This window comes from Streptomyces sp. NPDC041968 (assembly GCF_055589025.1).
In genome coordinates this window covers 95,631-120,624 of record NZ_JBVJCB010000002.1, presented here as the reverse complement: position 1 = coordinate 120,624, position 24,994 = coordinate 95,631, and the positions used below count along the sequence as shown (strand labels likewise).

At 72.9% G+C, this 24,994-nt stretch carries 17 protein-coding genes and 1 pseudogene; 13 read left to right on the top strand and 5 right to left on the bottom strand.

What is annotated here, in order from left to right; all coding sequences use genetic code 11:
* Positions 1-379 precede the first annotated feature (379 nt).
* The 4 genes and pseudogenes from ACZ6EG_RS05620 to ACZ6EG_RS05605 form a co-directional block, all read right to left on the bottom strand.
* Positions 380-1,323, bottom strand: a pseudogene (locus ACZ6EG_RS05620) (MerR family transcriptional regulator).
* Between the two features lie 133 nt (positions 1,324-1,456).
* Positions 1,457-1,600: a hypothetical protein gene (locus ACZ6EG_RS05615; protein WP_469601854.1), complete on the bottom strand. Its 144-nt coding sequence runs from the start codon at positions 1,598-1,600 to the stop codon at positions 1,457-1,459.
* A 171-nt stretch (positions 1,601-1,771) separates the two neighbouring features.
* Positions 1,772-2,524, bottom strand: coding sequence for a DUF899 family protein (locus ACZ6EG_RS05610; protein WP_391969103.1), 753 nt, complete (start codon positions 2,522-2,524; stop codon positions 1,772-1,774).
* Between the two features lie 222 nt (positions 2,525-2,746).
* Positions 2,747-3,496: a mannose-binding protein gene (locus tag ACZ6EG_RS05605; RefSeq protein WP_469601851.1), complete on the bottom strand. Its 750-nt coding sequence runs from the start codon at positions 3,494-3,496 to the stop codon at positions 2,747-2,749.
* Between ACZ6EG_RS05605 and ACZ6EG_RS05600 the strand changes: the two genes are divergently transcribed.
* From ACZ6EG_RS05600 to ACZ6EG_RS05580, 5 genes are all read left to right on the top strand, one after another.
* On the top strand, positions 3,489-3,830 hold the full coding sequence (locus ACZ6EG_RS05600) for a hypothetical protein (protein ID WP_469601848.1): 342 nt from the start codon (positions 3,489-3,491) through the stop codon (positions 3,828-3,830). The two genes, ACZ6EG_RS05605 and ACZ6EG_RS05600, sit on opposite strands and share 8 nt — an antisense overlap.
* 296 nt (positions 3,831-4,126) lie before the next feature.
* On the top strand, positions 4,127-4,783 hold the full coding sequence (locus tag ACZ6EG_RS05595) for a type VII secretion system-associated protein (protein ID WP_469601845.1): 657 nt from the start codon (positions 4,127-4,129) through the stop codon (positions 4,781-4,783).
* Positions 4,780-6,084 (top strand): ricin-type beta-trefoil lectin domain protein, encoded by a 1,305-nt coding sequence (locus tag ACZ6EG_RS05590; RefSeq protein WP_469601843.1) that lies wholly within the window; start codon positions 4,780-4,782, stop codon positions 6,082-6,084. Before ACZ6EG_RS05595 ends, ACZ6EG_RS05590 begins: the two co-directional genes overlap by 4 nt.
* A 74-nt stretch (positions 6,085-6,158) precedes the next feature.
* Positions 6,159-9,473, top strand: coding sequence for a right-handed parallel beta-helix repeat-containing protein (locus ACZ6EG_RS05585; RefSeq protein ID WP_469601840.1), 3,315 nt, complete (start codon positions 6,159-6,161; stop codon positions 9,471-9,473).
* A complete protein-coding gene (locus tag ACZ6EG_RS05580) occupies positions 9,470-10,705 on the top strand; it encodes a S8 family serine peptidase (RefSeq protein ID WP_391968753.1) in 1,236 nt (411 codons plus the stop codon). Before ACZ6EG_RS05585 ends, ACZ6EG_RS05580 begins: the two co-directional genes overlap by 4 nt.
* A 77-nt stretch (positions 10,706-10,782) precedes the next feature.
* On the opposite strand, the gene eccCa is transcribed toward ACZ6EG_RS05580, so the two are convergent.
* Positions 10,783-14,865: a type VII secretion protein EccCa gene (gene eccCa / locus ACZ6EG_RS05575; protein ID WP_469601835.1), complete on the bottom strand. Its 4,083-nt coding sequence runs from the start codon at positions 14,863-14,865 to the stop codon at positions 10,783-10,785.
* Between the two features lie 461 nt (positions 14,866-15,326).
* On the opposite strand from eccCa, the gene eccD reads away from it, so the two are divergent.
* From eccD to ACZ6EG_RS05535, 8 genes are all read left to right on the top strand, one after another.
* Positions 15,327-16,733, top strand: a complete 1,407-nt coding sequence (gene eccD / locus ACZ6EG_RS05570) for a type VII secretion integral membrane protein EccD (protein WP_469601832.1) — start codon at positions 15,327-15,329, stop codon at positions 16,731-16,733.
* A gap of 121 nt (positions 16,734-16,854) precedes the next feature.
* Positions 16,855-18,492 (top strand): type VII secretion protein EccB, encoded by a 1,638-nt coding sequence (gene eccB / locus ACZ6EG_RS05565; RefSeq protein ID WP_469601828.1) that lies wholly within the window; start codon positions 16,855-16,857, stop codon positions 18,490-18,492.
* A 462-nt stretch (positions 18,493-18,954) separates the two neighbouring features.
* Complete coding sequence (locus tag ACZ6EG_RS05560) at positions 18,955-19,290, top strand: hypothetical protein (protein ID WP_391968749.1); 336 nt, start codon at positions 18,955-18,957, stop codon at positions 19,288-19,290.
* Between the two features lie 88 nt (positions 19,291-19,378).
* On the top strand, positions 19,379-19,687 hold the full coding sequence (locus ACZ6EG_RS05555) for a WXG100 family type VII secretion target (protein ID WP_391968748.1): 309 nt from the start codon (positions 19,379-19,381) through the stop codon (positions 19,685-19,687).
* 126 nt (positions 19,688-19,813) lie between these two features.
* Complete coding sequence (locus ACZ6EG_RS05550; protein ID WP_391968747.1) at positions 19,814-20,284, top strand: type VII secretion system-associated protein; 471 nt, start codon at positions 19,814-19,816, stop codon at positions 20,282-20,284.
* A gap of 64 nt (positions 20,285-20,348) precedes the next feature.
* Positions 20,349-23,999 (top strand): AAWKG family protein, encoded by a 3,651-nt coding sequence (locus tag ACZ6EG_RS05545; protein WP_469601822.1) that lies wholly within the window; start codon positions 20,349-20,351, stop codon positions 23,997-23,999.
* A gap of 124 nt (positions 24,000-24,123) precedes the next feature.
* Positions 24,124-24,579, top strand: coding sequence for a YbaB/EbfC family nucleoid-associated protein (locus ACZ6EG_RS05540; protein ID WP_391968745.1), 456 nt, complete (start codon positions 24,124-24,126; stop codon positions 24,577-24,579).
* Position 24,580: 1 nt separating this feature from the next.
* A complete protein-coding gene (locus ACZ6EG_RS05535) occupies positions 24,581-24,970 on the top strand; it encodes a hypothetical protein (protein ID WP_391968744.1) in 390 nt (129 codons plus the stop codon).
* Positions 24,971-24,994: the final 24 nt, after the last annotated feature.

Sequence of the window (24,994 nt, the reverse complement as noted above, 5' to 3'; positions counted from 1 at the left end):
CGCTCTCGTCCTCTCGCGGACCCCGGGGGGAGTCCCATCGCCGCGTCGGAATCCGCGATGGGCCATGCGACCATTTCGCCGCGCGCCGTGAGCGCGGCTGGGCCCTCACCATCCGCCTCATACCCGTGAAGATCGTCTTGGGCTTCGCCATGTCCGACGCGGCGGTGCCGGCCTTCACCGCCGGGGCGGCGCTCGGCCTGCTCGGGCTCAGCTATGTCACCGCCCGCCTGACCGGACGGCGGGGGAGGGGGCGCACGCGGGAGATGCGGCCGTCCTCGGCACTCCGGAGCCGTGGCTCCGGGCGGGAGGTTCCGGAGACGAGGGCGCGCTCGCCACCCCCCGCCCACCCTCGCATCGCTCCCGACGGGGGCGCGGCACTTCAGGCCACGAGCAGACGCAGGCCCACCTCCGCCGTGTCCAGGGCGACGAGGTCCCTGTTCCGCTCCGCCCAGCGGCCCGAGGAGAGGCCGTCGCGGAAGCTGTCCACCGCTCGCTGTTCGGCCTGCGGCCCGACCCTGGTCCATACCGACACCGCGCGGCGCACCTGCTCGTCCAGGTACGCCTCGGGCCGGCGCCAGCGGGCTTCGAAGAAGCCTTCGGCGCAGTCCCACGGAGTGAGCACCGGCTCCGCACGGCCCCCGATCGCGCGGGTCATGTCGGCCAGTGAAGGCCAGCCGGCGAGAAGGCGGCGAATTCGGGCAAGTAGTCGCGGGTGAGCCAGAACCGCTCGAGCCAGCCGCTCGTGCCGGCATCGTAGGTGAACACCACCACACGGCGGGCCACCCGTCGCATCCCGCGCAGCCCCGCCAGCGGGTCCGGCCAGTGATGAACGGTGCTGACCGCCATCGCCGCGTCGAAGGGCCGGTCGGGGAACGGCAGGGCCTCCGCGCCGGCGGCCACACACGGCGCCGCACCCGCGGGACGCTGCGCCCGCATCACCGCCGACGGTTCCACCGCCGTGACCTCCGAACACTTTCAGTTGATCCTCCGGCGTCGCCTTGATTCCGATGGCTCGTTGTTCCGGTTCCCTGTCGATGGCCGCCACCATGCGGTCGTGCGGTCGCGTTGCTCTCGCAGCAGGCCGCGCAGCCGGCGCAGGTGCGCGACCGCGTCGGTGGCCGGGGCGTCCACCAGGACCGCGATCTCCCGCAGCCCGAAGCCCAGGCGCCGGCAGCCGAGTGCCTCCCGCAGCCGCTCCACGCCGCCCGCCGGGGAGGCCCGGTGTCCGGTCGGCGTCCGCGCGGACGGCCTCACGAGACCGATCTCGTCGTAGTGGTGCACCGTGCGGACGCTCACGCCGGCCAGCTCGGCCACGCGCCCCACGGTCAGGTGTTCCTCCACGTCCCCGACGATGGGGCATGACGCCGCGTGAGGGTCACGTATGTCGCTCCCCGTCCCGTCCCTGGCGCCACTGCCGCGGCGACCCGCTGCTTCGGCCCGCCCAGCGGTCAAGGTGCTACTCGGTGAGCAGTGCGGCGGCCGTACGGGCCCTGGCCGCCCGGCCCACCGGGACCGGCGCACCCAGCACGGCGATCACCACTCCGCCAAGCCCGAGCGTGAGCAGCCGAGTCGACCCGAAGGCCGGTGTCGATGCAGGCACCGTCACCGAGGACCGTGACGCTCTCGCAGGGTGTGGCCAGGCCGGCGTCCCGCCAGGTTTTCGCTTCCGCCCTGTTGCCGGGCACCGGACGGGCGGTGGCCACGACAGGCGCTTCCCGGTGCCCACGACGACCTGTACGTTCGCCGAGAACCGGTAGTTGCGGGACGAGGCTCAGGTCAGCTCGTCGGAGCGGCCGGCCTCGATGCGGGACCACTGGGCGATGGGGCGCCCGTTCGTACGCCACTCCTCGGGATTCTCGGCGGAGTACCAGGGTTGGGGCCAGCCGCCGGGAGAGTCCTCCCACGCCTCCTGGCGCCCGTAGACGGTCATGTCGAGCAGTCCGTGGGTGGGCGTCATGATCTCGACGCCCCGGCCGCCGGTGTAGTACGTCTCGAACACCCGCTTCCCGTCGCGGACGTAGCAGACGAGGTGGTGACGCTGCCAGTCACGCCCCTCCAGGAGCTGTGGCGCCGTCTCCTCGACCGAGTACCACGGCATGTCCAGACCCAGGAAGTCCCGGTAGCGGACACTCTCCTGGTAGGGACCCTTGCAGAGGGTGGCGTAGGTGGCATCGCGGGAGTGGATGTAGGAGAGCTCGCGGACCTGGCTGTTGAAGAACGTGCACCCCTCACACTGCTCGGCGGCGGGTCGCCCGGGCCACCAGGCGTGGAAGTAGGCGATGAGCTGCTTACGGCCCTCGAAGACGTCGAGGATCGTGATCGGCCCGTCGGGGCCGACGACCTCGATGGTGGCGTCGATCTCCACCATCGGCAGCCGCCTTCGCGCCGCCGCGATCGCGTCTCCTTCACGGGTGTGCGCCTTCTCCCGTGCGAGCAGAGCTTCCCGGGACTCCTGGAAGGTCTGCCTGTCCACCACAGGCGGGAGGGCCGGGCTCGGTGATGGATCGTTCACGAGCGTCTCCATGCGCATCTGGACCGGCAGGCTGCCAAGAAGGTCACGTTGCACCAGCATGGCCACCAGGCTGCGCCGCCCTCCCGGCCGCCACGCGGTAACCCCCGGGCGGCTCGCTCATTCGGTCCAACAGCGGCACAGCGACGTGCACCCGCACGCCTCACCCGACGGGGCGAGGCCGTTGGCGGGCACGGTGAGGGGTGCCGGAGGACGGAACCTGGCCGGCCCGTGGGATCAGGTCGACCAGAGGACGGTGCCGGAGCGGGCGATGACCACCTTGCCGTCCTCGCGCAGGATCAGCCGGGCTCCCTCGTTGCCCCAGGTGTCGGTGGCCCAGATCGGGCGGTCGTCGCCGTTGTGGATGACGAGGTTGCCGTCGGACTGGAAGATGGCCCGGTGGTTCTCGCCGAAGGTCATCGAGGCCCAGGTCGCCTTGTTCTTCTCGTTGTAGACGACGAGGTTGCCGTCGGGCTGCATGACCATGCGGATGCGGTTGGTGGTCCAGGCCTGGCTGACCTCCAGCGTGCTGACGGCGTGGACCGTCGAGGCGGTCCAGTCAGGCTTGGGGGTCGGCTTGGCCTTCGGCTTCGGCGCGGTCTTCTTCGCCGGGGCGCTCGTCGCGGGCTTCGGCTCCGGGGCGCTCGTCGGGGGCTCGGGCTTCGGCGCCGGCGGCGGAGCGACGACCTTGACCGGCCGGCTCGGCTCCGGCTTCTTCTCGGTCGCCGTCGGGGTGGGCTTCTCGACGACGTAGTCGTCCAGGGCTGCGCCGGCCGAGCCCGGGTCCAGCACGGTGTCCGACTTCCCCGCGGCCAACTCCTGTGCGCTGTCCGGCCGTTTGTCGTCGTCCGCGTCACCTGCCAGCAGCAGCGGTACGGCTATCAGGGCGGCCCCGAGGATCCCGGCCACGGCGAGGACCGGCTTTCGGGGACGCCCGCTGTCGACGCCGCCGGCGGTCTTGGCCGGGACCGCCGGTGCGGTGGCCACCGCGACGGCCGTGCGCTTCTCGCCCGCGGACGACTCCCTCGCCGCCGACTCCCTCGCCGTGGACTCGCCCGCCTCCGCTGCCGCCGACTCTCCCGACTCCCTGGTCGGCGAACCGCCCGCCTCGGTGGTGGCCGTAGGGGTCGTCGCGGCCTTCGCGGACGCCTCGGCAGGGGAGCCGGGGGCCGACGAGGCCTCCGCGGTGGGCGCGGTGCGCTCCTCCTCCGCCGCCGGGGTGACTGCGGTGGCCGGAGCGGTGGTCGGCTGCGGGGTGTCCGGGGAAGCGGAGGCCGGCGTCTCGTTCGCGTTGCTGGCGGGCTTCTGTGAGGGCATGTGAATACTCCCTGGGGACGGAGCGGGGCGGATCCGACGGCGTACCGGCGTACCGAACATAGCCCGTGCAGGTGTCCGATCCACCCCTGCCCCGGCAATACCGTCCGTCACAATGTCCGGGTGCGGGCGACTGCTCCCGCAAAGTCTCCTGACCGGGCGGCAAACGGGCACGTCAGGGCCTGATGCGGGCATCGTCCGACGGCCCAACACACAGGCCCTTGTGGCATTCTGTTGGCTCCGGCTGATCAACGTCGGTTCGGAGGAACAAGAGTTCAGGTGGATATGCGGCCCGGAGAGCACATGGAGGCCACACCCGGCACCCCGGCCTCGTCGTCCGGTTCCGGCAGCGTCGAGACCGACGGCACCCCCGCGATACCCGAGGCCGTCCGTGCCGTGGCCCGGCAGGCGCCCGGCCACTGGATCGGCGTGGTGGACCCGGAGTGGACCGAGGAGCGGCCCCCGCCGGAATGGGCGGTGCTGGGGGAGTGGCGGTCGGACGACGCCGGTGACGTCGGTACCTACCGTGCCAACCCCGCCTACCGCCCCTCCGCCCGTGCCCTTGGCTGGCCCGAGCCCACCGACCCCGTGGACGCGGCGGCACAGCGCGCCGCGACCGGTTACGGCTCCTTCGAGGAGGCCGTCGCCACGCTGGCGGACGCCGAGGTCGCCGTCGTGGCGGGACCGGACGGTACCCCACTGGTCGCGGCGGGGCATGACGGGGAGTCCGTGGTGCTCGTGTTCACCTCACCGGCACACGCGTTCATGTCCACCACACTTCGCCATGACACCCTTCCCGCCCGGGAGCTGACCCGTACCCTGGCCCACGCCCCCACCATCTCGCTGCTGGTCAACGCCGGTGCGGTCGCCCCCCTCCTCGTTCCGGCGGACCGCGTTCCGGCGGACCGCGGCGAGGATCCGGCAGGCCCCTGGCCTCACACCTCCGGGAGGTACCCGTGACACGTCCGACGCAGCGGCCCCCCACGTCTCCTGCTGCGCGCACGGAGTCCGGTTCCCACGAGGAGCGGACCCCCGCCGCCGAACCCCGCACGAGTACGTCGGCGGACGACCGCACCGAGTCCGCCGCCGCGGCCGGAAACACGGCCGGGGCGGCAACGCGAGCCGCGGTCGAAACCGCCGCCTCCTCCGGCCCCGGCCCCGACCCCGGTTCCGGCGCCGGTGCGGAAGCGGCTCCCGCGGCGAAGCCCGAGGCTGAGGCGGCACCGGCGAGTGAGGCCGCCTCCCCGGAGGAGAAGGCGGAGCCCGTGGCCGAGGCTCAGGCCGAGGTTGCCGCCCCGGCGACCGCCTCCGGAGCCCGGACCGGTGCCGGCACCGGAACCGACACCGAGGCCGGCGGTGTCGCCGTCGCCAAGAGCCGCCTCCCCCTGCTCGTGCGGACCATCACCGCCACGGCCATCGACAGACCCGACGACGCGGCCAAGCCGGTGGGACGGCCGGGCCGGGCCGTGCTGGCCGCCGCCGCGATCGGAGGCTCGCTGCTCATCGCGGTGCCGTTCCTGCTTCTCGGGCCGGACGACGACGACAAGGAGGAGCGGGCGTCGACGACCGCGGCGACCGTCCTCGGCGGGGACGAGCAGGACGAGACGGGCGACTTCGCCGTCGACTCCCCCCAGCCGACCGGCTCCGCGGACGAGAAGGAGCCCCAGGAGCCGAAGGCGGTACCGGCGCCGAAGCCGGATGCCGGGGGCGAGAAGAAGGACGGCCCGGGCAAGGCCGCCGAGGACGCGGCGCAGAAGACGGAAACGCGGAAGAAGGCGGAGGCGGAGACGGCGAAGGAGAAGGCTGCCGGCGCCGAGGACTCCGCCGAGGACACCGCGGAGAAGGCCGACGACAACGCCCCTGCGGGGCCCGTTCTCGGCTTCCCCGTGTCGTTCCACAGCCACCTCTCCGGCCGCTGCATCGACGTACCCGGCAGTGACTTCTCCGACGGGAAGGCGCTGTGGATGTGGGACTGCAACAACGCCGACGCGCAGAAGTTCCGGTTCGCCTCCGACGGCACCCTCCGCACGCGGGGACTCTGCATGGACGTGGCGGGCGCCGACTTCACCCAGGGCACCACCATCCAGCTCGCCCGCTGCACCGGCGTCGCAGCGCAGAAGTTCGCGCTCAACGAGGCCCACGACCTCGTGAACACGGCCGTGGGCATGTGCGTCGAGATCGAAGGCCACGACCACAACGCCCGGGCCCGTGTGCAACTGTGGACCTGCACGGGGCTGGACAACCAGAAATGGAGCGTCTGAGCGGGGAAGCGGCCGTCCGCTGCCCGTTCGACCGGGCCCTGCCCAAGACGCAGAATGAGCTAGGAGGTTCGCGCGTGTCGCGCCAGGTACTGTCGGTCGGTCCCGACGACCGGGACCGTTTCCGGACGATCGGTGAGGCACTCGCCGCGGCCCGCACCGGCGCGCTCATCAGTGTCCGGCCGGGGACGTATGCGGAGAACCTGGTGATCCACACCCGGGTCACCCTCACCGCCGCCGAGGGACGGGGCACCGTGGAGATCCGGCCCCGGTCGGGCAGCGTCCTCGCGCTGCGCGCCGACGCCGTGATGCTGTCGGAGCTGACGCTGCGCGGCAACGACGCCGAAACGCCCGCCGTGGACGTGCGGCGCGGCCAGGCCGCGCTCGACGGCTGCGAGATAGCCGGTGCCGCCTGGACGGCGATGCTGGCCGGCGGCACCGGCTCGCTGGCGCTGCGGGACTGCCGGGTGAGCAACTCCCAGGGCGCGGCCATCGTGGTCACCTCGACCACGCCGACCACCGTGGAGAGCTGCACCCTGGAACACCTCGGCACCAGTGGCCTGGTCATCGCCGAGCAGGGTGAGGCCCGCGTCCGGGGCTGCACGGTGCGTGACGCCCGCGGCAACGGCATCCTCGCCAACGGTGAGGCCCGCGGCTCGATCGAGGACTGCGACATCTCCTCCACCGACAAGCCGTCCCTCGCCCTGGAAGGCAACTCCGCACTCACCGTGAGCCGCACGGTCGTGCACGACACCGCCAACGGCGTCCACCTGAGCAGCGGCGGCCGCACGACGCTGGAGGACGTCCGGGTCACCGGCGCGTCCGGCACCGGTGTCACCCTGGCCGGGGGCACCGACCCGGTACTGCGCCGTTGCCGGGTCTCCCGTACCCGGGGCCACGGGGTGGTCGTCACCGACCGGGCGCGGGGGACCTTCGAGGACTGCTGGGTGGACGGCGCCCAGGGCGTGGCGCTGCGGGTCGCCGGCGCGGCCTCCCCGGCACTGACCGGCCTGACGGTCCGCGACTGCGCCGAGACCGGAGTGCTCCTGGAGGAGGACGCGGCGGCGGAGCTGGACCGACTGGAGGTCATCGGCGGCGCCCCGGCGATCGCGCTGCGCGCCGGGGCCAACCCGCTGCTGCGCCGCGCCCGTCTCGTGGAGCCGTCGGGTGACGGCATCACCGCCGCCAAGGACGCCCGCGGCCGGATCGAGGACTGCGAGATCGTCCAGCCGGCCGGTTCCGGTGTGCGCGTCGCCGGCGGCAGCACCCTGTACCTGGCCGGCGGCGGTGTCTTCGACGCCACCGACAGCGGCCTCGTCCTGGAGGACGGCGGCAACGTCACCGTCCGGGACTTCCGCGTCGAGAGGTCCGGCGCGGACGGCGTCGTCGTCGACGCCGGCGGCGAGCTGACCGCCAACCGCACCTCGGTGCACACCCCGCGGGGTCACGGCGTGCTGCTGCGCGAGGGCGCCATCGCCTCGCTCAGCGGCTGCGAGGTGGCCGGCGGGGCGAAGGACGGCTTCCGCGTGGAGTCCACCGCGTCGATCTCGCTCGTCAACTGCCTCGCGCGAGAGAACGAGGGCGGCGGCCTCGTCCAGACCAACCCCGGCGAGCGACTCGCCGTGGAAGGACTCACCAGCACCGGCAACGGCAAGCGCGACGCCTGGGGTTCGGGCAGCGCCGAGAACACCGACCCGGCGGGCTCGGGGGCCGCGGACGCGCCCGCCAAGGACCGGCCCGAGGGACCGCTGGGCGCCCTGAACGCGCTGATCGGCCTGGACAACGTCAAGGAACAGGTCCGTACGCTGGTCAACCTCACCCAGCTCGCCCAGCGTCGCGAACAACTCGGCATGTCCGCCCCGCCGATGAGCCGCCACCTGGTCTTCACCGGCCCGCCCGGCACCGGCAAGACCACCGTCGCCCGCCTCTACGGCGCGATCCTCGCCGAACTGGGATCGCTGCGCGACGGACACCTCGTGGAGGTCTCGCGCGCCGACCTCGTCGCCCAGGTCGTCGGCGGTACGGCGATCAAGACGAGCGAGACCTTCGAACGGGCCCTCGGCGGTGTCCTCTTCGTCGACGAGGCGTACACCCTGACCTCGGACAGCGGACACGGCGGCGCCGACTTCGGCCGCGAGGCCGTGGACACGCTGCTGAAGCTGATGGAGGACCACCGGGACGACGTCGTCGTCATCGTCGCCGGCTACACCGACGAGATGACCAGGTTCCTCGCCTCCAACCCCGGACTCGGGTCGCGTTTCTCCCGCACGGTCGAGTTCGAGAACTACTCCGTGCCCGAACTGGTCGCCATCATGGAGAGCATGTGCGCCGCGCACCAGTACGAGCTGGGCGAGGGCACGGCGGCGGCGCTGGCCGCGCACTTCGAGGCGATGCCCCGGGACGCCGGATTCGGCAACGGCCGTGCCGCGCGCGGTGTCTTCGAGGAGATGGTGGACCGGCAGGCGGTCCGGCTCGCCACCCTCCAGCAGGTCGGCGAGCGCGACCTGCGGCTCCTGCTGCCGGAGGACGTCTCCACGTCCGCCGCCGAGCAGGCCGCCGGGACCGGCGTGCCGGAGGACGACCCGCTGACCCGCCTCGGCGACATGGTGGGCCTCGCCGAGGTCAAGCGCGACGTCACGGACCTGGTCAACCTCATCACCACGGCCCGCCACCGCGCCGCCGCCGGACTGCCGGTCCCGTCGCTCAGCCACCACCTGGTCTTCACCGGCCCGCCCGGCACCGGCAAGACCACCGTGGCGCGGCTCTACGGCGAGATCCTCGGCCGGCTGGGCATCCTCCAGCGCGGCCAGCTGGTCGAGGCGGCCCGCGCCGACCTCGTCGGCCGGTACGTCGGACACACCGCCCAGCTCACCCGGGAGGTCTTCGACCGCGCCCGCGGCGGCGTCCTCTTCATCGACGAGGCCTACACCCTCACCCCGCGCGGCGGCGGCAACGACTTCGGCCAGGAGGCGGTGGACACGCTGCTGAAGCTGATGGAGGACCACCGGGACGACGTCGTGGTCATCGTCGCCGGCTACACCGGCGAGATGGAACGCTTCCTCGCCTCCAACCCGGGCCTCGCCTCGCGCTTCCCGCGCCGCGTCGCCTTCGCCGCCTATACCTCCGAGGAACTGGTCACCATCGTGCGCGCCCAGGCCTCCGCCATGGGGTACGAGTGCGGTCCGGGGACCGGTCCGCTGCTGCGCGAGTACTTCGACACGCTGCCCCGCGACCAGTCCTTCGGCAACGCCCGGCTGGCCCGGCAGATGGTCGAGGCGATGGTCACCCGGCAGGCCGGGCGGCTCAGTTCGCTCGCCGCGCCCACACTGGACGACCTGCGGGTCCTGCTGCCGGCGGACGTCACCGCCGCGATTCCGAAGGCGGCCCGGTGAGGCGTCGCGGGACGGGCGCGGTCCGCCCCCTGTGCGGCGCGGCGCTGGCCGCGACCCTGCTGCTGCCCGTGGCCGCGCCCGCCGCGGCCGGGCCGGCGAGCGCGGCGCCCGCCGCCGACGGCAAGCGCCAGGGGCTGCCGCCGATGCCCTCCGCTCTCGATCCCGGGGCCGACGCCGTGGAGTGCACCGCGGCCTCGCGGGAGAGGGCCGAGAAGCAGGACTGGTCGCGTCAGCGCCTCGACCTGGCCCGGGCGCACCAGCACGGCACCGGGGCGGGGACGACCGTCGCCCTGGTCGACACCGGGGTCCGCGCCGACGCCGCCGGACTCGGCGGCCGGGTCACCGCCCGGGGCGCGGCCGGTGACGACTGCGTCGGACACGGCACCTTCCTCGCCGGACTGATCGTCGGGGAGGGCTGGGGCACCACCCGGCTGCCCGGCGTCGCGCCGGGTGCGGAGCTGCTGGCCCTGCGCGGCACCGACGAGCGCGGTTCGGCCGACGCCGCACTGGTCGCGCGGGCGGTGCGCGACGCGACCGCCGCCGGCGCGGACGTGATCGCCATCGGGGTGGCCCTGCCGAAGCGGGACGAGGGGCTGACCTCCGCCGTCGCCGAAGCGATCGACGCGGGCGCGGTGGTGGTCGCCGCCGCCACCCCCGACCCCCCGACCGGCAACGCCACGCGGGAGACGCCGACCCGCACCTACTGGCCGGCCGGCGAGCCCGGGGTCCTGTCCGTCGCCGACATGCTCCCCGGCGGCGACCGCCCTGACGACGCCCTGCCCACCGCCGACATCGACCTCGCCGCGCCCGGCGCCGGCGTGGTCTCCGGCGGTCCGCGCGGCGACGGCCACTACCTGGGGGCCGGTGCTTCCGTCGCCGCCGCCTACGCCGCCGGGACCGCCGCGCTGATCCGCGCCGCCCGCCCCGACGACACCCCCGAGGAGATCGTCCACCGGCTGACGGCCACCGCCTATCCGGCGGACACCCCGCAGCTGGACGCGTACGCAGCCCTCACCACCGTGCTGGACGACGCGGGCGCCCCCGCCCGGACGCGGGCCGCGGCGGGGCCGGTCACCGTACGGGACACCGCCTCCGCCGACCGGGCCGCGGACCGCGCCACCGTCTTCGTCCTCCTCGGCACCGCCGGCGTCCTCGCCGTGCTCTGGGCCGTCATCGCCGTCCCGCGGGCCCGCGCCCGCGGCTGGCGCCCGGCGGACACCGGCCGCGACTGAGCACCGCCTCCCTTCCGCGGCGCCCGGGGGCGGTCACCTGAGTGACTGCCCCCGGGCGCCGCGCGTACCGCGGTCCGTCAGCTCTCCGTTGTGCTCTCCACCAGCGCCGTCTGGATCAGCTGCGCCTTGCGGCGGGCGACGTGCAGGGCGCGGCCGGGCGGGAGGTTGCGTGGCTTGGTATTGCCGAAGAGGTTGCCCTCGGTGGGCGGGCAGGACAGCAGCACCGCCGGGTTGTTGGCCTCGTCGAGGCGGCGCAGCAGCGCGTCGCTCATGGCGCGGCCCGCGCCCATCGCGCTGCGGGCGACGATCATGTGCAGGCCCATCTCGAAGCCGAGGGCCAGGTGCTCGAAGAGCGGCTCGAAGGGGCTCTGGAAGGAGTTGCCGGAGACCATGTCGTAGTCGTCGACGAGGACGAACAGGCGCGGGCCCGTCCACCAGTCGCACCGGCGCATCCGGGACGGCGCGACGTCCGCCCCGGGCACCCGGGTCTTCATCGCGCGGGCCGCGCCCTCGACCGTCTCTTTGAGGTTGTCCAGGGAGATCACGTGCCCGATGCGGTACTCCTCGGGGATCGTGTCCACCAGCGTACGGCGGTAGTCGACCACGATGATCTTCGCCTCGTTGGGCGCGTACCGGGCGGTGATGCCCTCGGTGATCCGGCGCATCAGGTTGGTCTTGCCGCTCTCGGTGTCGCCGATCACGGTCAGGTGCGGCGTGCGGCTGAAGTCGTGCCAGACCGGCTCCAGGGCATCCTGGTCGATGCCGAGCGCCAGCCGCATGCCGCCGCCCTCGGTCGGCTGCGGGGCGGGGAGTTCGGCCACCGGCAGCCGGTGCGGCAGCATCCGGACCTGCGGGGCGGACGGCCCCGTCCAGTGCCGGGAGATCTCGGAGACCAGGTGGGCGACGCCCTCGCCGAGATCCTCCAGGAAACCGCTGCCGTCGATGCGGGGCAGGGCGGCCAGGAAGTGCATCTTGCTGTCGGGGGTGATGCCGCGCCCCCCGCTGCGGGGCACCGAGCGCGCCTTGCGGGTGTCGATCTCGGAGTCCATCGGGTCGCCCATCCGCAGTTCCAGACGGGTGCCCGACTGGTCTCGGACCTGCGCGGACAGCTCCACCCAGCGGGTCGTGCTGATCAGCAGGTGGATGCCGTAGTTGAGGCCACGGGCGGCCAGCTCGTTGAACTTCGGCACCAGGTCGTCGTAGTCCTGGCGGACCGTCGACCAGCCGTCGACCACCATGAACACGTCGCCGAAGGGCTCGTCGGGGAACTCCCCGGCGGCCCGGCGGCGCCGGTAGGACTGCATCGAGTCGACGGCGTGGTCCACGAAGAACTGCTCGCGGCGGGCCAGCAGTGTCATCACCTCGGCGACGGCCCGGTGCACGCGCTCCGGATTGAGCCGGGCCGCGACCCCGCCGACGTGCGGGAGGGAGGCCAGCTGGGAGAGACCGCCGCCGCCGAAGTCGAGGCAGTAGAACTGCACCTCGGCCGGGGTGTGGGTGAGCGCGAGGGCGGCGATCAGCGTACGGGTCAGGGTGGACTTGCCGCTCTGCGAACCGCCCGCGATGGCGACGTGGCCGCCGGCTCCGGACAAGTCCACGACGTGCGGGTCGCGGCGCTGCTCGAAGGGCTTGTCGACCAGGGCGACCGGCACGCGCAGCCGGCCGGTGCCTGACCAGCCGGCGGCGCTCAGGCCCCGCTCGGGGTCGGCGACGATGCCGGGCAGCAGCGCGTCCAGGGGGACGGGCGTGTCCAGCGGCGGCAGCCACACCTCGTGGGCGGCGGGACCGGAGTCGCGCAGCCGGTCCAGGGCCACGTCGAGCAGCGTCTCCTCCTCCTCGTCGGCCTCCGGGGTGACCGGCTCGGGCTCCGCCGGGGCCTCCGGGGCACGCGGCACGACCCAGCCGCTGGTCCACGGCACCACCTGACTGGCGACCCGGGCCCGGGCCACCGCGCCCGTACGGCGGGTGTAGGTGCCCGACGAGTACGCGGCGCGGAACCGGGTCAGCGACTCCACGCCGGACTTCAGGTAGCCGTTGCCGGGCGCGGAGGGCAGCTGGTAGGCGTCCGGCACCCCCAGCACACCGCGGCTCTCCATCGCGGAGAAGGTGCGCAGGCCGATCCGGTACGACAGATGGCTCTCCAACTGGTGCATGCGGCCCTCGTCCAGGCGCTGCGAGGCGAGCAGCAGGTGGACCCCGAGCGAACGTCCGAGGCGGCCGATCATCACGAACAGGTCCATGAACTCGCGGTGCGCGGAGAGCAGTTCACTGAACTCGTCGACCACCACGAACAGGCTGGGCAGCGGTACGAGACTGGCGCCGCCCGCGCGGGCACGCTCGTACTCCAGGGCCGAGGTGTAGTTGCCGGCCGCGCGCAGCAGCTCCTGCCGGCGCATCAGCTCGCCGTGCAGCGCGTCCTGCATGCGCTCCACGAGGGCGGCCTCGTCCGCGAGGTTGGTGATGACGGCGGAGGTGTGCGGAAGCTCCTCTAGGCCTAGGAAGGTGGCGCCGCCCTTGAAGTCGACGAGGACGAAGTTGAGGGTCTCGGAGGAGTTGGTCAGCGCCAGGCCGAGGACCAGGGTGCGCAGCAGTTCGCTCTTGCCGGAGCCGGTGGCGCCGATGAGCAGGCCGTGCGGGCCCATGCCGCCCTGCGCGGACTCCTTGATGTCCAGCTCGACGGGGCGCCCGTCGACGCCGACGGCCACCGGCACCCGCAACCGGGCGGACCCGGTCTGCCGGGCGAAGTGGGCCCGCGCGTCGTGCCGGTGGAGGTCGGGGATGCCGAGCAGCGCGGTCAGCTCGATGTCCGTCTCCAACGGCTGGGCGATGTCGGTGCCCAGGCTCATCCGGCGGGCGGTGAGCAGCCGGGCCAGGGACTCGGCGCCCAGCGGGCCGAGCCGGTCGGGGCGGCCCAGCGGCACCGACCGCTCCTTGCGGCTGCGGTCGGTGCGCACCAGGCTGACGGTGTCCGGCCCCACCGTCAGGCGCAGGGTGTTGCGGCCCGGACGCCAGCGCGTCGCGCCGGACACGTCCAGGACCAACGCGTTGCGGTAGCCGTGGCCGGCCCAGCGGTGGCCCTCGGGCACGGTGACGCCGTCCAGGACGACGACGGTGAACGGCTCGTCACGGCCGGGCCGGGCGTCCGGGTCGAAACCGGGACGCTCGGCGAACTCGCTGCCGAGCAGGTCGTCCAGTTCGGCCAGGTCCGCGGTGACCCGCCGGACCGGTCCGGCGCCGTCCTCCTCGTGCGGGTCCAGTACGTGCGGCAGCCACTTCACCCACTCCCAGTCGGCACGCCGGTCGTCACTGACGCAGAAGGCGAGCCACAGCTCCTCGGGGGCGTGGAAGACGGCGAGCTGCGCGATCACGGCACGCACCAGGGCCGCCAGCGCCTCGTCGGCGGGGCCGCCCGGACGCACCCCGGCCCCGGGCCGTGTCCCGCCCCCGCCACGCGCCTCCTCCGTACGCACCCCCTCGCCGGCGCGGCCGAGCGTCCGTCCCCGCGGCGGGACCTCCGCGACGGCGCCGTCCTGGCCGTCCGGATCCTCGGGGCGCAGCAGAACGCGGGCCGAAGAACGCAGGTAGAGGCCGAGGGGCTGCTCGGGAATGGTCGAGTAGGCGCGTATGAAGCGGCGCAGGGCGTGCGCGCACAGCGGTTCCAGGTCCTCGACCGGCCGGGTCGAGACCGGGTTGAGGGAGAGGGCGAGCTGCTGCTCGCCCACCGCGATGCGGACCTCGCCGAAGTCCTCGTCGGCCGGGCGCCGTTCCCACAGCCGTGAGGTGCGCGCCAGGGACCGCAGGGAGCCGGGCTCGGGATGGCGCCAGGCGAGCGCCCGCTGCTGCTCCACGATGGTCGCCCGCACCCGCTTGCGGATCTGCGTCAGGTAACGGAGGTAGTCGCGGCGCTCACCCTTCAGGCGCTGCTTGCGCTCGCCGGAGCGGCGCATCAGCTGGCCGAGCAGCATGGCGGCGGCGGAGAGCGCCATGACGCCCAGTGCCAGGTACATGAAGACGCCGTTCCCGCCGCCGGGGCGCAGGAACATCAGCATCATCGACATGGACATGAGCGCCATCGGCAGGTATGTCCAGATCGCGGAGGTGTCCGGCACGGTCTCCGAGAGGACCGGCGGTTCCTGGAGGGTCAGTTGGCCTTCGGGCATCTCCGGACCGCGCCTGCGGGCGGGACGGCGAAACAACACCACACTCAAGGACTGGACCTCCGCTATCACTGGGCATTGCGACCCGCACCGTTAATCGGTACGCCCGGGGCGGACCGGGTCGTACCGCGCCGGTTCCGGGCGGCCCGCGGGGCGGCGGAAGTCACGTGGATTTCCCGGGCGGGAATCGGGCACGGGACGTGCGCAGCGGGCAACTCCCTTTCCGGGCGCGGTGCGAGGCCCACGACACGATCCGACGGGCGTAGGCAGTAGTCTGCATTCACCGAACGCGGCCTGTCCACGCGGGGCGTGCGTACCGCTCGGTACGTGGCCCCGAATTCCCCGGCGTTCCGGCGTCGGGACCCCTCCGCTCCGCCGAAGCCGCGTTCCGTATTCTGCTCCCGTCCCCTTTTCGTGGAACTCCTTCTGCCGAAGTCCCCCCACGGATGACGAAAGTTGTGCTGATGACAGACAGCACGGTGGCCGAACTGTGCCGCCTGACCGTACGTGCGCCGAACGTCTCCGTCGACCTGGCCGTGCCCGCCGGGGTACCGGTCACCGACCTGCTGCCCACCCTGCTGCGGTACGTCGGCGAGGAGACCGAGGAGGCCGGGCTCGACCACGCCGGCTGGGTGCTGCAGCGGCTGGGCGACGCCCCGCTCGACGAGGAGACCACCCTCGCCCGCGCCGGCCTCGCCGACGGTGACGTCCTCTACCTGCGCCCGCACACCGAGGCCCTGCCCGAGGCCCGCCTCGACGACCTCGTGGACGGCATATCCGACACGGTCGGCCGCCGGATGCGCACCTGGAGCCCGAACGCCGCCCGCGGACTGCTGGGCGGCGCGGCGGTGGCGACCCTGGCCCTCGCCCTGGTGCTGGTCTTCCGGCCCGGGCTGGACGGTTCCGACTCGCTGCGGGTGGCCTGCGCCGGTGTGACCGGAGTGCTGGTGCTCGCCGGCGCGGGCTCGGCCAGCCGCGCGGTCGGCGACCGGCTCACGGCGACCGTCCTCGGCCTGCTGGTCGCGCCCTGCCTCGCCCTGGCCGGCTGGATCCTGCCCGGCGGCGACCTGACCGGCCCCGACGCGGCACGCGTGGTGGGCGCGCGCCTGCTGGCGGCGGGCGCCGCGGGCGCGGGCGGCGCGGTGCTGGCCCTCGCGGCGACCGCCGTCGCCGCCCCGTCCCTGTTCGCCACGGCGCTGGTGGCGGTGGCCACCGCCGTCACCGGCGCACTGATCGGCTACGCCGGGCTGCACGCGCCGGCCGCGGTGGCGCTGGTGATGGCGGTCCTGGCACTCGGCGCCGGAGCCGTCGCGCCGTTCGCCTTCAAGCTGGCCGGCATGCGGATGCCCGCGCTGCCGTCCTCCGCCGGCGAACTGCAGGAGGGTATCGAGCCCTACGCGGGCGACGAGGTCGCCGAGCGCACCGAACTGGCCGGACGCTGGGTGACCGCGCTCTTCGCCGCCACCGGCACCGCCGCCGTGGCGGCCCTCGCCGTCCTCGCCGAACACCCGAACCTGCCCGAGGTGCTGACCGCGCTCGTGCTGAGCCTGCTGCTGCTCCTGCACTCCCGCGGCCTGGTCCACATCGGGCAGCGGCTGACGCTGGCGCTGCCGGGCGTCGCGGGCCTGCTGCTGCTCGCCCGCGCCTGGGCGATGGACGGCGACGGCGACACCCGCCTGGTGGTCTTCGCGGTGCTGCTGGCCGCCGCCGCCGGCCTCGTGATCGCCGCCTGGACCGTTCCGGGCCGCCGGATGCTGCCGTACTGGGGCCGCACGGCGGAGCTGGCGCACACCGTCTTCGCGGTCGCGCTGCTGCCGCTCAGCCTGTGGGTGGCCGGCCTGTTCGGCTGGCTGCGCGGACTGTTCGGCTAGGGCCTGTCCGACCTTCACGGCGTCGCCCGGAGGCAGGCGCGAACGGTCGGACAGGCCCTGGAGGCCGCCACGAGGCGTGCCCGCGTCCCCGGGCACATGGACGACGAGACGAGGAGAGGCCGTGCAGTCCAAGCGCGACCAGGTACAGGCCCACAGCTTCATGATGGGCAGGCTCAGTTCGGGACTGCTGACAGCCGACCCGGACGCTCCCGAGAGCCCGCTCGGACGCACCACCCGCGGTGTCGTCTTCGGCGTGCTGTTCACCGTCCTCATCGGTGCCGGCGCCGTGGTCTACGGCCTGCTGCGCCCGGGCGGGAACGACAGCTGGCGCGACGGCCGGCACCTGGTGGTCAACCGTGACACCGGCGCCCGCTACCTATGGACCGACACCGACGGCGTACTGCACCCGGTGCGCAACTACACCTCGGCCCGCCTGATCGGCGGGGCCGACCTGCCGACCGAGGACGTCGGCACCGCCTCGCTGCGGGGCGTCCCCGTCGGCGGCCCGGTGGGCATCCCCGGCGCCCCGGACAGCCTGCCGGAGGCCGGACAGCTCGACAACGGGGCCTGGAACATGTGCGTCACCGGCCCGGACGGCGCGGACCCCAGCACGTCCGCGGCGGTCTCCGCCTCGGCCGTCGACGAGGCCGGGGCGACGACGCTGGTGGCCGGCGCGCCGGTCGACACCACGGACATCGCCGCCGACCGCGCGGTGCTGGTGCGCGGCCCGGACGAAACGGAGTACCTGGTGTGGCGGGGCAGCAGGCTGCCGCTGGACGAGAAGTCCGACGCCCGCACGGCGCTCGGCCACGGCTCCGAGGAGGCGGTGCCCGTCTCGGCGGCCTTCCTGGACGCGCTGGCCCCCGGCCCCGAACTGCGCTCGCCCGACGTGCCGGGACGTGGCGGGAAGGGCCCGGAGCTCGGCGGCGAGCCCACCCGCGTCGGGCAGGTCTTCGAGGTGAGCGTGCCCGGCGGCGAGAGCTCGTACCACCTGCTGCGTGAGGACGGCCTGGTGCCGCTGACCCGGCTCGGAGCCGCCCTCGCGCTGGGCGACCCGGCCACCCAGAAGGACGCCTACCGGGGCGAGTCGCCCGAGGCGCGCACGGTCGGCGCCGACGCGCTGCGCGAGCACCGGGCCGAGGGCGCCGGCCAGGCGGGCACGGCGGGCCTGCCGGACGCGCCGCCGGCCCCGCAGTCCGTACCGCGCGGCAGCGCCCTGTGCGCCCAGGTGGACGGCGGCGACGCCGGAGCCCGCATCGCCTCGGTGCTGGCCCCGCTGACCGCACTGGCCCCGGTGGCGGTGTCGGCGGGCACCGACGCCCCGGTGCGGCAGGCGTGCGTACCGACCGACGCCACCGTCGTCCGGCCCGGCCGCGGAGCCCTGGTGCGGGCGCTGCACGCCAGCGGTGCCGCCCACGCGGGCACCACCTACCTGGTCGCCGAGAACGGGGTGAAGTACCGCGTCCCCGCCGAGGACTCCCTCAAGGCGCTCGGGTACGCCACCGACGACATCGACTCCGTGCCCGCGCCGTTGCTCGCGACGCTGCCGACCGGCGCGGACCTGGACCCGGACGTGGCCTCGGGCGCCGCGAAGGCCAGGGTCACGGCACCCGACTGCCGGACGGACGCGCGGCAGGAGGGAGGGGACGCGGAAGAGAAGGGCACGGCTGCGAGCTTCGTCACAGCGGACCCGCCGGCCACTCAGGACACAGCGGACACCGCGTCACGGTCCCGACAAGAGACCCAAAGGGATTCCTGAGGGCGGAAAAGGAGGAAGGCGGAGGGCCTTTCCGTATGGGGCTGGTGTAGCGGCCACGGAGTCCGGACGCCTTTTCGTTCTTTCCGGTCGCCGCCGAACCTCAGGGAAAGCTCAGAATTTCCGGTCCGGCGGCCGTCCCGTGAATTGGGCCGGATGGCGCGCTTAACCCGCCCCGCGGGCCCGACCGATGACCGTTTGCCGCTTCCGCGCGCCCGAATGGCGCCCGCATCGGGTTCGCCGCCCGTACGGATGCCGCATGACGGACAGTTCGGCCCGGCGGAAGTGTTCATCCGCTCGAAACCTGCGGTCAACATCCGTGCCCGGGACGTATTTTGAGTCACCGTAAGAACTTCAGAAAACTTCCGGAGCGCGTTGCGCGGAACGGGAGCCTCTACTTAGCCTCAGCGGGCAACGGTGCGACTGATCACCCCAACGTGATCGCTCGAACGAAGGGAGCGCGACATGGCGGACAGCGCCGCGAGGAAAGCGGACTATGCCAAGGGCTTGGGGGGCGTGTCGTCCCTGGAGGCCGCCCGGAGCCAGGTGGAGAAGATCCAGAACAACGTCGCCGAGATCGCCTCGCGTTCCGGCGTCGGCGGCGACGAGGGCCAGGCCCTGCTGAAGCTCTTCCGCAGCTGGAACGCGGAGGCGCAGACGGTCGTCGTCCAGATCAGCAAGATGATCGACGCCCTCCAGGAGAACGTCACCTCCGCCAACCGTCTGGCGCAGGAGAACCAGGACCTTACCGAGGTTCTCAACAGCAAGACCAGTCAGGGCGTCTTCCAGGCGCTGCTCTGACGCGTCCGGCGCCGTGCGGCCCCGAGTGAGGCCGCACTTGTTCGAGCCCGCCGGACGCGAGACGTCCGGCCACCAGAGAGGAGACGTCATGGCCGACGGCATCATCGACGTGCAGTACCCCGTGGTCCGCAAGGCCGTCGAGGAGTTGACGGACCAGACGCAGCTGATCATCAACACCCTCAACAACCTGGAGGACGAGCTGAAGCCGCTCGTCGCCTCCTGGGAGGGTGCGGACCAGGAGATGTACCGCCAGGTGCAGATGGAGTGGGACCAGGCCACCAAGAACATGGCCACGCTGCTCAACGACAACGGCACGCTGATCCAGTCCATCCACGACAACCACTCCCGCGACGAGCGCCGCAGCGCCGACAACTGGGGCAACGTCCGCGCGCGTTGAGACCCGCCGGGCCCGGCCCACGTCAGTCACGAGAGGTGGGCGGCGCGCCGCGGCGGTCACGTACCGGTGTGCCCCCGCCCCTTTCGCAGCCCGCGTATCCGCCACCGAGCGGCAGGAGAGCTTCCGATGGCCGACAACCCGACAGACATCAAGCACTTCGACCTGTCCGCGATGGCGAACTTCCGCGACTACGAGGTCGACAGGGCTTACAAGAGCGCGAAGAGGCATCGAGAAGGGGGTGGGAACGGCGACCCCCGCACGCTCGGCGACCTCGTCGACGGCCACACCACCGAGGACAACCTCGACCAGAACCAGCAGCTGCTGCGCATCGGCAAGATGGCCACCGAGGCACTGGTCTCGGGACCGAAGCTCCTCGAAGGCGTCCGTGAGGCCGCCACGGCCCTCGACAAGCTCCTCGGCGACCAGATCGACCTGTACAAGGAGCTGCAAGAAGCGCTCACCGAGACCATCGAAGGGGCGGAGAAGACCCAGGCGAAGAACCTGGACGCGATCGACGCCCAGACGCTCCTCCAGCACTTCGACGAGGTCGACGCCCTCACCGCCGGCGGCAGCGGCGGGGACGACGCCGACTCCTAGAGAACCCGCGCCGCGCGGCACCCGTGTCGCGTGACCACGACATCCCGACCAGAGAGGGCGCCCGGTGGTCGACCGCTACGACGCGAACTCCGAAGAGAACGTCAACAAGTACGAAGACGTCACGGACGCGTCGTCCGACGTCTGGGCGGCCCTGGTCACGCACATCACCGGCTACCCCGTGCCGGACCGCAGCACCGTCTTCGACACCCTCCGCTCCGACCACGGCGGCAAGCTGTTCCGTATGGACATCAGGGACCGGGGCCTCGGTTCCTTCGTCCGGGACGCCTCCGGCTTCCTCCGCAACACCGGTGAGGACTACGACATCTGGTTCTTCGACAGCGGCAAGAAGACCCAGATCAAGCAGGCCAGGATCGTGTTCGAGGGCCGGGTGCGGGCGGGTGACGAGACGATCTTCGCCGACCCCGGGACGGACGACGTCGCCAACGCCTCCGTGCGCGAGGGCAACGAGTTCAAGGACTACAACAAGGACCAGATGAGCACCGTCGCGCTCGCCCGGTACATGAACGGGCCGCGCACGGCGCTCCTCGAACTGCTCGGCGGCAACACCGCGAACGCCCGCTTCAGCAACCTCGGGGTGGCCGAGGGCGCAGCGGTCGACCTCAAGTCCTTCGACACCACCGGCCAGAGCTTCGACTTCGCGGCCCAGTTCTTCCGGGACCAGGGGCCGAAGATCAAGGAGTGGGAGGACGCCCTCGGCCGGGAGGACGCCGCCTGGAAGGGCGAGGCCGCGGAGGTCTTCCGCAGCCTGCTGACGAAGATCCGCGAGAACTACGACGCCTACATCGAGACGTTCGACAGGACACCGAGCACCGGCGAGGGCGACGGCACCGGCAAGACGGTGTACTCGCGGGCCCTCTCCCAAGCCCGCTCGGCCCTGGAGAACGCCGCCGACAAGCTGCTGGACGCCTGGATCACCTGGGCCAACTCCGACTACTACGACCCGCACCGCGTGCTGCGGTACGTCCTGGACGACCTGGCCCAGTGGGTGGACGCCAACAACGTCGCCAAGACCGACATCAAGACGACCTACTCGGCGTACTCCTCGTCCACCTACCACGACCCGAAGGAAGGCTTCTCGCAGAACCATCCCGAGTACGGCGACCTCACCGACATCGCCAACTGGGCGAAGGTCGGCGACAAGGCCGTACAGATCTGGAGCCGGGGCGTCGACGAGTACCTCGTCAAGCCCGCGCGGGGCGTGCAGTCCACGCTGAACAACACCTTCCTGGACCTGGGCGGCGACTTCACGGAGAACGTCCCCGAGCCGAAGTCGACCAGCACCGCCTCGCAGGAGTACGAGGAGCGCAAGGCCAAGGAGGCCCAGGACGAGATCAACCGGCAGAACGAGGAGAACAAGCGGTACCAGGACGAGCTGCGCGAGGAGCAGAACCGGCAGCGCGAGGAGGACAAGCGGTACCAGGACGAGCTGCGGGAGGAGCAGAACCGGCAGCGCGAGGAGGACAAGCGGTACCAGGACGAGCTGCGCGAGGAGCAGAACCGGCAGCGCGAGGAGGACAAGCGGGCCCAGGACGAGCTGCGGGAGGAGCAGAACCGGCAGCGCGAGGAGGACAAGCGGTACCAGGACGAACTGCGCGCCGAGCAGGAGAAGCAGGCGGACGAGGCCCAGGAGCAGCTGCGCACGCTCAACGACCGGACGACGACGGACCTCGGCGGCCTCGACGACATGCTGAACCGGGACCTCCCGGTCACCGAGAGCATGGGCGACATGGGCGGCATCAACAGCGGCGGCGACGACGGCTCGCTCACCCGGAACCCCGACGCCCTCGGTGACGCCCGCAACGCGGTCGGCGAGAGCCTCGCCGGCCTGGGCGACACCGGCGCCACGGGCGACGGCGACCAGCAGACGACCGTGCCCCCGACGGCGAACCTGGGCAGCCTCGGCGGCCTCAACTCCGGCGGCACCAGGATGCCGTCCGAGCGCACTACCGGCCTCGTCGGCGGCAATCCGGTCGCGCAGTTCCCGGACGGCAGCAGCACCAGCTTCGACCCCGACACCGGGCTGCTCACCACCACCGGCCCCGACGGCACGACCACCACCACGGACCTAGGCAACGGCACGCAGGTGACCAACCCGGACGGTTCCGTCACCTCCCTCACCGACGACGGCAAGCTCACCACGACCTTCCCGGACGGCCGTACGGAGACCATCGACCCGTCGACGGGGCGGGCGGTCACGACCGGTCCGGACGGGACGACGACCACCACCGACCTGGGCAGCCTCGGCGGCCTCAACGGCGGGGCCGGTGGGGGCGTGCTGGAGACGCCGACGGGTGGCACCACGGGGCTGACGGGCGGCGATTTGAGCAGTCAGTTCCCCGACGGGAGCAGTACGCGTTTCGATCCGGACACCGGAACCCTGACGACGACCGGTCCGGACGGATCGGTGACGACGGCCGATCTGGGCAACGGCGTGGAGGTGACCAACCCGGACGGCTCGGTGACGTCGCTGGACGGCGACGGCAACCTGACGACGACGTTCCCGGACGGCACGACGCAGAGCATCGACCCGTCGACGGGGCGGGCGGTCACGACCGGCCCGGACGGGACGACGACCACCACCGACCTGGGCAGCCTCGGCGGCCTCAACGGCCGGAGCGACCTCAGCAGCCTGGGCGACCTGCCGACCCAGTCGAACGGGGAGCTGGGCGGGCTCGGGGACCTCGACCTGGGCAGCCTCCACGGCATCGGCCCGGACGGCGGCTCGGGACTCCGGACCCCCACGGGCGGAGAGACCTCGCTGGCCGGCGACGACCTGCTCACCCAGTTCCCGGACGGCAGCCGGGCGACGTTCGACACGCGGACCGGGATGCTGACCGCCACCCACCCGGACGGGTCCGTCACCACCACCGACCTGACCCACGGCGTGCAGGTGACCAACCCCGACGGATCCGTCACCTCCCTGGACAACGGCATGCTGACCACCGAGTTCCCGGACGGCAGCACCCAGGTCGTCGACCCGGAGACCGGCATCGCCACCGTCACCGACGCCCGGGGCAGCACCGAGACGGTGAATCTGCACGACCTCAACACCGGTAACACCCCGACGAGTTCGGTCGGCGACGGGATCCTCGACGGTCTCGGCTCCCTCGACGCGCCCGGCGGCGGTGGTGGCGTGGGCGGCGGCATCAGCACCGAGACCCTCTCGCCCTCCGGCCTGGGCCTGAGCAACGGGGGGTCCCTCGGCTCGGCCAACGGCGGAGGACTCACCGCCGGTGCCTCCGTCGGCACCGACGGCCTGGTGACGGGCGCCGCGGCCCCGCTGTCCGACGGCACCACCGCGACCGGGGGCAGCGGCCTCGGCACGGCCGCCGCGTCCGGCACGACCGGAGCCCCGGGCATGCCCGGCACCCCCGGTATGCCGATGGGCGGCATGGGCGGTGCCGGAGGCGGCGGCGAGAAGGGCAACGGCGAGCGGGTACGGGCCGTCCTCGTCGACGCGGCCGAAGAGAGCGAGCGCCGCAACCGCAGGCGGCGCAGCCCCTGGAACCGCCAGGAGGACGGCGACACGTTCCTGTCCCCGGCATCCCGCGTGGCCACCACCGGCGGTGACTCCCCGGAGGAGGAGACGACGGGCCAGGGCCGCGGGGTCACCACGTCCGCCGACTACCTGGAGGAGGACGCGGACGTGTGGGGCACCGAGGACGGCGGAACGCCGGCCGTCATCGGACGATGACGGCCGGGAGGGGCGACGGCCGTGCCCGTGCCGGGAGACGGACACCACCGGGCCCCGGCTGTCGCGGCGGACACCTCATCGGGCAAGATCGACTGTGCAGTCGCAGGACATCGGGGGAGCGGACGTGACGGAACCACTGGAACAGCGTCTGGAGAAGGCCATGGCCGAACTCCGGTCGGCGCAGGAGGCGGTCGAGCGGACCGAACGCGAGCTGCGGCAGGCCTCGTTCGCGGTGCTCTCCTCCGACCGTGCCGTCCGCGCCACCGTGGGCCCGCAGGGCGAGCTGGCCGGCATCGAGTTCCTGGAGGGCAAGTACCGCTCCATGTCCCCGCAGGAGCTGGCCGCCAGCGTCCTGGAGGCGGCGAGCGCGGCGCGGCTCAAGATGAACCGGCACGTGATGAAGGCGATGGCCCCCTTCACCGAACCCAGCAGCGAGGTGCCCGAACTCAAGGGCTTCGAGCTGGACTGGGAGCGGATCTTCGGCCCCGGCGTGCTGGAGAAGGACGACGAGGAGACGGCACGCGCGGACGGCGCGGCCCCGGGCTGGCGAGACGCGCTCGGCGAGGACGGGGAGGACTGACATGGGACAGCGGTACTACGTCGACCCGGCCCGTATCGAGGCCCTGACCGGGCAGTTGGAGGAGATCGCGAACCTGGCCAGGAGCATGACCGAGGAGTTCCTCGACGGTCTCGCTCCCACGGTCTCGTGGCCCGGCACCTCGGGTGACTTCGCGGAGAAGGCCAGACCGCAGGAGCAGAAGGAGCGGCAGACCACCAAGGACACGATGATGTCCGTCCGCGACGCGCTGGTGAGCATCACCGACGCCACGCTCAGCCAGGTCCGGCTCATGGAGGGCACCCGGGACCGCAACCTGGAGGACATCGACCGCAACACCAGCCGGATCGAGACCGACGGCTTCGGTCTCGACGGCCCGGGCGGCGGTGACACGGGCGGGCATGGCCGCCACTGACCCCCGCGCCGCAGGCCGCTCCCG